We start from the raw sequence: 9717 nt of genomic DNA on the forward strand, positions 1-9717 counted from the left end.
CGGGATCGGCGGCACAGGCGGCGGCGGCACGGGGGGCACCGGCGGGATCGGCGGCACAGGCGGCGGCACAGGCGGCACCGGTGGCGTCGGCGGCACCGGCGGGATCGGCGGCACCGGCGGCGTCGGAGGAACCGGCGGCGAAGGGGGCGTCGGTGGTGCCGGCGGGATCGGCGGCGCAGGCGGCGCGGGTGGCGCAGGCGGCGCGGGTGGCGCAGGCGGCGCGGGTGCCGGTGGGGCCGGCGGTCAGGGCGGCGATCCGACGGCCGTCGACAACGACGGGGATGGCTGGACGGTCGCCAACGGCGATTGCTGCGACAGCGACGTCAAGTGCGACAAGCCGGCGAGCGTGAACCCCGGCGCGTTCGAGTACCCCGGCAACGGCTTCGATGACGACTGCGACGCTTCGACGAAGGACGACGTCGGCGCAACCGACTGCACGGATCCGCCGCTCCAGGTGCCGACGAGCACGCTCGAACTCGTGAAGGCGATGGATCTCTGCCAGTTCACGACGGAGAACCCGCCGCTCCCGCAGAGGAAGTGGGGCGTGATCTCGAGCCACCTCTTGCTCGCCGACGGGACGAACGCGGTCGTGCCGAAGGACATTCAGGTCGGCGTGCTCGCGAACTACGGCCCCAACGTGCTGCCGAAGCGGGGCACGACGATGGCCGTGCTCTCGACGGGCACGGCGCGCGACGAGGGCGACCCGGGCTTTATCCACCCGCAAAACGGGCCGAACCCCGACCTCCAGAAGGGCAACTACAAGGCGAACACGGTCTGCCCGATCCCGACCGCCTACCTCACGGCGAATGGCGGCAAGGTCCCCTCGCCCCCGGAGTGCCCGGCGTGCCAAGGCGAGGACTGCACGAAGGCGTTCGACTCGGTCAACTTCAAGATGCGCATCCGCGTGCCGACGAACGCGAAGTCGTTCTCGTATCGGCTGAAGAGCTACACCGCGGAGTACCCCGAATATAGCTGCGGCCAGTTCAACGACTTCTTCCTCGCGCTCCTGAAGAGCAACTGGACGCCCGGTCCGAACGACCCTCCGCCCCCTGCGGATCGCAACATCGCGAAGGACTCGACCGGCAAGACGATCACGGTCAACAACGCGTTCTACGACGTCTGCTTCCCCTCGCCCATCGCGCCGCCGGATGCGTGCTCGTCGGGCACGCTCGAGCTCGTCGGCACGGGCATGGGCGGCTGGAACGGTGATTACAAGGATGGCGGCGGCACGGTGTGGCTCGTGAACGAGGCGCCCGTCCTGCCCGGCGAGATCATGGAGATCGAGTTCATCATCGCCGACGCCGGCGACTCGAACGTCGATTCGACCGTGCTCCTCGACTACTTCCGGTGGGGCCTCGAGCCCACCGGGTTCGGCGTTCACAAGTGATCTGCTGCGCGCCGCGATCTGCGGGGGCGCGGCGCGTGGCCTCGGGCTTCGGATGGTGCGGGCTCGGCCCGCTCGTGGTTTTACGGTGAGGTATTCGAAATGATGAAGCGTACGAGGCGGACCGACATGCGCATTTCGCTATCGACCCTGCTCGTCCCTGCGCTCGTCGCATACGCGGCTGCGGCTGGCTGCAGCGCGCAGGTCGGCGGAGGAGCGGGCGGCTCGGCGGGCACGTCGAACGTGAGCGACGGCGGAAGCGGCGGCACGGGGGGTGCAACCGGCACCGGGGGCATGGGCGGCACCGGCGGCACCGGGGGCATGGGCGGCGCAGGCGGCATGGGCGCCGGGCCCACGGGTTGCGTGAACGACAACGATTGTGCGAGCGATCCCAACGGCACGATCTGCAACGCGGACACGAACACGTGCGTCGAGTGCATCCCGAGCGGCGACCCCTTGGTCGATGACTGCGGCCTCGGGCAGTACTGCAATCCGCAGTCGATGAAGTGCCAGGTCGGCTGCACGCACAAGGGGGACTGCCTCGGCTCGCAGGTCTGCGACGAGAAGAACAACTGCGCCGACGGCTGCAACGTCGACACCGACTGCTTCCCGGGCTCGATTTGCATCTCGAACACCTGCATCCCTGGCTGCTCCGCGACCCAGCCTTGCCAGGCTGGCTTCAGTTGCTGCGGGTCGAGCTGCTACGACTTCGCGACGGACGAGGCCAACTGCGGCTTCTGCAACAACCCCTGCTCGCTCGCGTGGACCATCGACAAAACCACGGACCCGCCGACCATGGGCCCCCCGCCGAACGGCGTCGCGGTCTGCGACAACGGCGTCTGCGCGCTCAGCGCTTGCAAGCCTGCCTTCTCCGACTGCAACAATGACCCGAGCGACGGTTGCGAGTGGAACGTGCTGCAGGACGGCCCGTGCACCTGCGTGCCTGGCCAGACGCAGTCGTGCTACCAGGGCCTGCAGGGCACGCTCGGCGTCGGGCCGTGCAAGGCCGGCACGCAGACGTGCAAGGAAGACGGCACGGGCTGGGGCGCTTGCGTCGGCCAGGTGCTCCCGAAGTACGAGGTCTGCGCGAACCTCATCGACGACGACTGCAACGGCGAGGCCGACGACTCCACCGGTGACTACGACGGCGACGGCTACAGCTCGTGCGGCGGCGGCGATTGCTGCGACTTCCTGAGCCCCGGTTGCCCGAACCCGAGGGCCGTCAACCCCGGCGCCTTCGAGTTCGCCGGCGACGGCGTGGACAACGACTGCGACCCGACGACGCCCGACACCGAGGCGCCGCCCTGCAGCTCGTCCGCGAAGTTCGCCGCCGTCACGGCCGAGGACGTGGCGAAGGCCATCGAGCTCTGCCAGTTCGTGCCGGAGACCCCGCCGGCCGGGCAGTTCAAGAAGTGGGGCGTGCTCGGGGCGAAGCTCGTCTTCGCCGACGGCTCCACGCCGACCGCGGCGCAGCAGTTGGTCTTGTCGGACAAGTCGAGCGCCATCCTGACGGGGTACGGCACGGTCGTGACGCCGCGGAAGGGCCTCACGATGGCCGGTCTCTCCAGCGGCGTCATGCGCGATCAGGACGACGCGGGTTACGCGGGCACGAGCACGAGCCACAGCATCAACGGCAGCCCGCCGGCCACGTACCTCCTGGCGAACGCCGGCAAGCTGCCTTCGTCGCAGGGCTGCAGCGGCAGTTGCGCGGCGGGCTCGGGCGCGAACGACTCGGTCAACGTGCGGCTCGACATCCGCGTGCCCACGAACGCGAAGTCGTTCGAGTACCAGTTCCGCTTCTTCTCCTCGGAGTACCAGAGCTGGCAGTGCTCGTCGTACAACGACTTCTTCCTCGCGCTGCTCCAGTCGGGCGCCATGGGCCTGCCGCTCGACAAGAACATCGCGAAGGACGGCGGAAACAACCCCGTCAGCGTCAACAACGGCTTCTTCCAGGTGTGCGTCGCCAAGGGCTGCAACACGTGCCCCTCGGGCGCGGGCGAGCTCACGGGCACCGGCATGCAGATCAGCAACGTGGGCGGCGGGACGGATTGGCTCTACAACACCGCCTCCGTCGTGCCCGGCGAGAAGATCACGCTCGAGCTCATGATCTTCGACGTGACCGACACCATCCTCGACTCGCTCATCCTGCTCGACAACTTCCGCTGGAACGCGGCCGATCTCGGCACCGGCATCCACGAGTGATCCCCTGAGCCCGCCGCCGCGAGGGCGCCTCTCCCCGAGCGCGCCCTCGCGGACAAACCCGTCCGTGGTCCAACCATTGGACCTCCAAAGACAGATTTTCCGAGGAGCCTCGAGCCCGTTGTCAAGCGGCGAAAGCGCGGGAAGACGATCCCGCCTGCGGGCGTTGGCATTTTCCCCATTGCGTCTCGCCGCGACCGCAGGCATCGTTCGAAACGCGTGGCGGTAACGGCGGACGACGCAGACTGCAGAATGCCCAGCCCTCCTGGGCAGCCCATGCGATCCAGCCTCCGCGCGCCTCGCGCCGCACGGCACCTTTCCAGCCTCGTCGTGACGGCCGTCCTGGCCTCCGCGGCCGTGGGGTGTGCTGCCCCGGGCGGGCTCTCGCAGCTCCACGCCGTGAAGGAGCCGAGCGCGAACACGCGCGTTGCGTCGGTGGTCGCCGCCCGCCCGCCCGCGCCTGCCGAGCGGCCCATCGCGGTCCGTTCCACCGAGGCGCGTGTCGTCACGGTCGAGACGCGCCTCGCCGCGGCCGCGTGGCGCTCCTTCGCCGAAGACGTCGACAGCGAGATCCTCGCGAACACCGCGCGCTGCCCGATGGAGATGGCGCTCGTCGACGGCCGCGTCTGCGTCGATCGCTGGGAGGCGTCGCTCGTCGAGCGTGGCCCGAGCGGCGAGGTGCACGCGTGGTCGCCGTTCTACCCCGTGGATGGGCACGAGGCGGCCGTACGCGCGGTGTCCCGGCCGGGCGTGATCCCGCAGGGCTACATCAGCGGAGAGCAAGCGCAGCGCGCCTGCCAGGCCTCGGGCAAACGGCTCTGCGCGGCCGACGAGTGGGAGCGCGCCTGCCGCGGCCCGAAGCACACCCGCTTTCCCTACGGCGACGAGCGCAAGAGCCGCGTCTGCAACGACGACATCCGCAGCGCGCATCCCGTCATCGAGGTGGCCTTGCGCCTCGGCATCCCCGACGAACGTCGCTGGAGCGAGGGGATGAACCAGCCGCTCATCAACCAGCTCCCGGACTCGCTCTTCGAGACCGGCATGCGCGCCGAGTGCACGAACGAGTACGGCGTCTTCGACATGGTCGGCAACCTGCACGAGTGGATCGAGGATCGCGACGGCACGTTCCGCGGCGGCTTCTACATGGACACGTCGCTGAACGGCGACGGCTGCTCCTACCAGACCACCGCCCACGACTTCCGCTACCACGATTACTCCACGGGCTTCCGCTGCTGCATGGATCCCGATCGAGTCGAGTGAGATGTTTCGAACGACGATGGGCCCCTGGTCCCCGACGGCCTGCGCGCTCATGCTCGCGCTGTCGCTCCTCCCAAGCTGTTCCAAGAAAAAGGAAGAGGCTCCGATCGCGCCGCCGCCGCCTCCACGCGGGGCAGCGTCGCTCGATCAGCTCTCCACCGGCCTCGGCACCGCCAAGGGCCTCGACGCGAGCCTCGCGCCGCCGTCGATGAAGTTCGATCACGTGCTCGTGCTCGACGACAAGCGGGCCATCCTGGCCGGCGGCGTCCCTGGCAGCGTGGCGATCGCGCTCATGACCGTAGACGCGGGCAAGACGTGGAAGGCCTTCCGCACGGACCGCGACACCTGGTCGAGTTACGCCTTCGGGACCGACGGCATGTTCGCGCTCGCCCTCGGCCCGAAGGAGACGACCGCGGAGGCGCCCCCGGCCTTTGGAAAGAAGGCGCCTCCGCCGCCGCCCTTCCAGTTCTTCTTCGCGGGGCTCGACGCGCCCTCGTTCGGCACGGCGACGATGGTCGACCAGCCGCCGCTCGCGCGAAAGCCTGACCCGAAGCAGCCGCTCCCCAAGCCGCGCCTCGCGCTCCTCGACAAGGAGACGGCTTCGCTCGTCGTCGAGCCTACCGCCAAGAAGTTCGTCGCGCGGTACGTCACGCCGCCTGGCACCGACGCGCCGGCCGAGGTCGTGTTGCCCAAGCTCGAGACCTTCGCCACGGGGCCCGTGGGAAGGCCGCCGCGCCTCTTCTCCGTGAAGGGACGGGAGCTGCTCTCGCGCAAGTGGCCTGCGCCCGGACAGCCCATCGGCGAGCCCGAATACGTGGACGCGGTGAAAACGACGACGACGCTCGTGAGCGAGCTCTCCGCGTCTTCGGCGTGCGATGTCGGTTCGATGTCGTACCAGGCGATCACGCAACCGCCGACGAAGCAGAATCCGAACAAGAACTACTACCTCGTGGTGACGCCCGATCGGCTTACGCTGGTCCCGCGTCCGGTCGAGGCGCTCGCCGGCGCGGCTATCGGGTGCAACGACACGAAGTTCGTCGTCGAGGCGCCTGATGCCGACAAGCAGAGCATAACGCTCTTGTTGTGTGACCTGGAAGGCAAGTGCACGACCCCAACGCGCCCCGTATTCAAGCCGTGGATCGAGAAACACGAGCGGGAGATCGTCGCGGTACCGACGTCGACGGGCGCGGCCGCCGTGATGGGCGCGCAGGCCGGTGAGCGCTGGGGCCTCTACTACGCGCAGTCGACGGACGGCGGGAAGTTTTACGAGCGCGCGCGCATCATCGGCGAAGGGACCGGCGCGCGCGGGCGCGTCGACTTCGGCGCGCTCGTTTCGTTCGGGAAGCGCACGTTGCTCATCGTGTCCGCCGATGTAACGGGTACTTCGAGGCGCGGCTTCTACGTGCTCGTATCCGACGACGACGGCGCGACGTGGAACCCGCCGTAAAACGTTCGTCGCACGATTCCCGCGCCTGCATCCCCGCTCCCTCACGCGCGACGGCGTTTGAAGATGAAACGCGCGCGGGCGTGCGTCGTTCAAAATTGAAAGGTTCGACCGTAATCGGTCTGTAAAAAGGCGTCGAACGCGTGACGCCCGCGTCGTTTTGGCGACGCGCATAACGACGAGCGCGTGTCCGCGCAGCGCGGCATGACGTGCAACCCACGGACTCGCTGGCCGGGTTCGTCCGAGCAAGCGGCGTGGAAGCGGCCTCGGTCCGAAAGGACATACCGTCTGCGCGCGCCAGCGTTTTGCCCGACACACGCCTGCCCGTCGTGCTGGGTTTGGCCGCCGACCACCAATCGAACGGGCGACGCGATCCAGCGCGAAAAACGTTTTGGACGTCGCGGCCTCCGGGGGGCGACGCGTCATTCGGGCGTCACCGCGGGGTCGGCCATAACGATCGATCGTGGGCAACCGCTCCGGTCGAGCAGAGCCGGAGGGCGCGTGATGTCGGCGACGTCGTTTTGACTTCGTCCGGACGACCGATCGACCCTTCGAAACGACCGCGCGGCCCGAATCGACGGCGGGGAGTCCTCTCCACCACCTTCGCGTCGGGCCGCCACGTTGCTAGCAGGACGTCGATAAAGTTGCTTCGCGCCCTGCTGGCAGGTTGTTGATCAGTCGCGACTCACTTCGCCGCGGGCGCCGCCGCAGGGGCCGCCGCGCGCTTACGCGTGACCTTCGCCGCGGGGGCCGCCTTCTTCGCGGGGGCGCCGGCCGTCGAGGGGCCGCTCGCCGTCTTGCGCGCGTTCAGGCTCGCCTGCTCCGCCGTCTTGAGGTCGGCCGCATAACGGGCGAAACGACGATCACCACCCTGGAAGATGCGCTTCGCGAGCTTCAGCTCCTTGAGCGCCGCCGCCGCCCGCGTCTGCGGAATGCCGGCCTGGCGGGCCACGTCGCTCGCGCTCACGCCGTTCGACGCCTTCACGATGCGCTCCACCGAATTGAGGACCTCTTGCCGCTCCGCGGAGAGGGCCGCCGTCTTCTTCGGACGGCCGGGCTTGCGCTTCGCGGGCGCCGCCGGAGCCGCCGCGCGGCCACGCTTCGCGGGAGCGGGGGCTTCCGGCACAACCGCGAGCGCCTGCGGCACGCGCGCCGGACGACCGCGACCCCGGGTCGCAGCCGCAGCCACGAGCGGAGCCGCCGCCGGAGCGGAGGCAACAGCCTGGCCGAGTTTATCCTTGACCAGTGCGAGAATCGCCGAGTCGGGCATCTTCCGCACAAGTTCCACAATCTGCTGCTCGAAAGCGTCGGTTGCCATGTCTTCTCCCTCGCCGAATCCCGCTCGGCGGATGGTTACGACTATGCCTTTGGTGACGGTCGGGTCAAGCGAATAAAGTGGCAGGACGGTCCTTTCGTTCATTTTTTGGTTCGGCCCGCGCGAGGCTCCCTGGGTTTTGCCTCCACCGCCGCCCGGTAGCGCCGGACGTTTACCGGACCGACCGACCGCTCGAAATCCCCCGAGAGACTGCGCGATGCTCGCATTGTCCAGTCAGGCCCTCTCGTTTGGCGCGCGCGGGCTGCCAGTCGATCCTGGCTTTGCGACCCGGGCTTTGCCGTGCGTGCTGCCGTGTCTTCCCGGATTGGGGGCGGGGCTCTCCCTAAAGACCGGCCCCGACGTCCCCTCATTGCTGCACCTGCACTACGCAGCCCATGCCCGGCGGTGGCACCGGGATAGCCACGAGGACGACCTCGAGCTCTTCGTCGTTGACGAGGCATGCCTCACGACGCGTCCGTGACGATTTGTGTCCGGCTCGCGCGCGCGCCCACGCCCGAGGCCCGAGCGGCGATAGCGGCGCGTCCGGCGCCCATGAAGCCAAGCGGTTCGCCGCAAAGCCGCAGCACGTTGCGCCACGAAACCGACGAGGAGCAGGCGCCCGGGACTTCGGGCCTCCGCCGCGGCTCGTTCTCGCACTCTATATTATAAGGAGAGGAGGCGCGCCGAGGCAGCCTTCCGGCCGTGCAGCGACGGCCCTCACGAAGCAAGCCGGCGCGCGGTCGACGTTGTCTCCTTTTCGAGGAGCCCGGCTCCACCGAAGTCACGATGGTGCGCCGATCGAGATGAAGAGGAGATGGAGACGAGATGTAGAGAGATGAAGAGGCGCGCGTTTCGACGCGGGAGCGCCCCCCGAAGGAGGGCGCGTCGATGTCACTCCGGGTCGATGCGGTACAGCTTGCCGGGTGTCCCGCCCTGGCTGTTGTCCACGATGACGTAGAGCTCGCCCGCGGTGTCCTCGCCGAACGAAGTGATGCCTGCGCTCAGCGCCGTGCTTTCGAGATCGGCCGAAATCTCCCCTTCGGCGATGACGTTGCCCTTCGACCACGCGAGCGTGTAGAAGCGCCTCGAGCAATAGTCGGCGTAGAGGTACGTCCCGACGAGCCCCGGCATCTTCGACCCGCGGTAGACGTATCCGCCCGTCACCGAGCAGTCGCCGAGGCCGCTTGCATGGATGTACTCCGTGACCGGCAACGTGAGGCCCGTCTTGTCGCAGTTGGCTGCCGGGTCGAAGCAGTGCGTGCCTTCCATGGTGTTCCAGCCATAGTTTTTGTTGCCTTCACCCGGCGGCTCGACGTTGATTTCTTCGACCACGTTCTGGCCGACGTCGGCGATGTAGAGATCGCCGGTGCATCGATCGAAGCTGAAGCGCCAGGGGTTGCGCAGGCCCCAGTCCCAGATGTCCTTGTCGCCGTCGTTGAGGTTTCCCGGCGGCGGCGTCGGGTAGTTATCGACATCGATGCGGAGGATCTTGCCGAGCTTGGCGTTGATGTCCTGCCCGTTGTCGTCCGGATCGCCGCCACCGCCGCCGTCGCCCGTGCCCACGTAGAGGAAACCGTCGGGCCCGAACGCGAGCATGCCGCCGTTGTGGTTGCTGTAGCCCGGGTGCGGGATGGTGAGAATCACCTTGCCCGAACCCTGGACCGCCACGTCGGGCGAGGCGCCGCGCGCGTACTCGGCGACGGCGATCGCGCCGTTCGGGTTCGCCTTCTGCGTGTAGTAGACGAAGAATCGGCCATTCTGGGCGTAGTCCGGGTGGAACGCGAGGCCAAGCAAGCCGCGCTCATTGGCCTGCCCCTCGACGATCGCGCTGATGTCGAGGAAGGGCTCTGGCGCGAGATTGCCGCCGTTCACGATGCGGATGCGGCCCGGCTTCTCCAGCAAGAAGAGGCGGCTGGTATCGCCCGGCGCGCCCGCTACGTAGGTGGGGCGGTCGAGGCCCGTCACGAGCTCGGTGAGCTTCAGCTTGGGCAAGGGGTCGGCCGTGCCGGGCGCGCATGCCTGCATGCCGCCGCCGTTGCCGCCGGCGCCGCCCATGCCGCCGTCGCCGCCCGCGCCGCCCGCGCCGCCCATGCCGCCCATTCCGCCGGCTGCGCCCGC

Annotated in this window: 6 protein-coding genes; 4 read left to right on the plus strand and 2 right to left on the minus strand. The window is 68.7% G+C overall.

Annotated elements, in window-relative coordinates; translation table 11 throughout:
- The 4 genes from QHF89_RS49200 to QHF89_RS49215 form a co-directional block, all read left to right on the plus strand.
- On the plus strand, positions 1 to 1387 hold a 1387-nt coding region (locus QHF89_RS49200; RefSeq protein ID WP_284721992.1), incomplete at its 5' end, for a choice-of-anchor L domain-containing protein.
- A 126-nt stretch (positions 1388 to 1513) separates the two neighbouring features.
- Positions 1514 to 3586, plus strand: coding sequence for a choice-of-anchor L domain-containing protein (locus QHF89_RS49205; RefSeq protein WP_136965062.1), 2073 nt, complete (start codon positions 1514 to 1516; stop codon positions 3584 to 3586).
- A 273-nt stretch (positions 3587 to 3859) separates the two neighbouring features.
- Positions 3860 to 4843 (plus strand): SUMF1/EgtB/PvdO family nonheme iron enzyme, encoded by a 984-nt coding sequence (locus tag QHF89_RS49210; RefSeq protein ID WP_136965063.1) that lies wholly within the window; start codon positions 3860 to 3862, stop codon positions 4841 to 4843.
- Positions 4844 to 4859: 16 nt separating this feature from the next.
- Positions 4860 to 6287 (plus strand): sialidase family protein, encoded by a 1428-nt coding sequence (locus tag QHF89_RS49215; RefSeq protein ID WP_136933461.1) that lies wholly within the window; start codon positions 4860 to 4862, stop codon positions 6285 to 6287.
- Between the two features lie 682 nt (positions 6288 to 6969).
- On the opposite strand, the gene QHF89_RS49220 is transcribed toward QHF89_RS49215, so the two are convergent.
- Together QHF89_RS49220 and QHF89_RS49225 are read right to left on the minus strand one after the other, a co-directional pair.
- Positions 6970 to 7602: a hypothetical protein gene (locus QHF89_RS49220; protein ID WP_136933462.1), complete on the minus strand. Its 633-nt coding sequence runs from the start codon at positions 7600 to 7602 to the stop codon at positions 6970 to 6972.
- A gap of 888 nt (positions 7603 to 8490) precedes the next feature.
- On the minus strand, positions 8491 to 9717 hold a 1227-nt coding region (locus tag QHF89_RS49225; RefSeq protein ID WP_284721993.1), incomplete at its 5' end, for a PQQ-dependent sugar dehydrogenase.

It is taken from the genome of Polyangium sorediatum (assembly GCF_029946465.1).
GTDB lineage: Bacteria > Myxococcota_A > Polyangia > Polyangiales > Polyangiaceae > Polyangium > Polyangium fumosum.

Bases quoted from the DNA above. Each gene is read 5' to 3' on its own strand.
- QHF89_RS49205 (WP_136965062.1), top strand. From the start codon at position 1,514: ATGCGCATTTCGCTATCGACCCTGCTCGTCCCTGCGCTCGTCGCATAC.
- QHF89_RS49220 (WP_136933462.1), bottom strand. From the start codon at position 7,602: ATGGCAACCGACGCTTTCGAGCAGCAGATTGTGGAACTTGTGCGGAAG.
- QHF89_RS49215 (WP_136933461.1), top strand. From the start codon at position 4,860: ATGGGCCCCTGGTCCCCGACGGCCTGCGCGCTCATGCTCGCGCTGTCG.
- QHF89_RS49210 (WP_136965063.1), top strand. From the start codon at position 3,860: ATGCGATCCAGCCTCCGCGCGCCTCGCGCCGCACGGCACCTTTCCAGC.